Source organism: Mesorhizobium sp. M3A.F.Ca.ET.175.01.1.1, assembly GCF_004791945.1.
Classification (GTDB): domain Bacteria; phylum Pseudomonadota; class Alphaproteobacteria; order Rhizobiales; family Rhizobiaceae; genus Mesorhizobium.
The window spans coordinates 1-287 of the sequence record NZ_SRTP01000397.1 but is presented as its reverse complement, the minus strand read 5'-3'; the positions used below and the strand labels follow the sequence as shown (position 1 = coordinate 287).

Below are 287 nucleotides of genomic sequence, written 5' to 3'. Positions count from 1 at the left end.
CCAGGCGCGGGCAAAATCCCGCTCGCCCTCCTCGGCGGCAATCTCCCGCTCCGGGCTATCCCAGAAGCGCATGATCTCATACATTCGGCGCCCGCAGAGCGCGATCGACGTCCGCCGCATCTCGTCGTTGAAATGCTGGTGCAGTTCCTCTTCGGGAACCGGCAGATCGATGTCTCCGCTCGGCCCGGCGATGTAGCCATCCAGCGAGGTCAGCATGGCATAGACGATCGTTGCCACGAGGCTTTCTCCGATTTCGCTCCCAGCGAAAAGACCATAACCGATTGCAT

Annotated in this window: 1 protein-coding gene; it reads right to left on the bottom strand. The window is 61.3% G+C overall.

Going from position 1 to position 287, the window contains the following annotated elements; translation table 11 throughout:
- A partial coding sequence (locus EN818_RS32145; protein ID WP_189524024.1) for a dihydrofolate reductase family protein occupies positions 1-237 on the bottom strand: 237 nt, incomplete at its 3' end.
- Positions 238-287 lie beyond the last annotated feature (50 nt).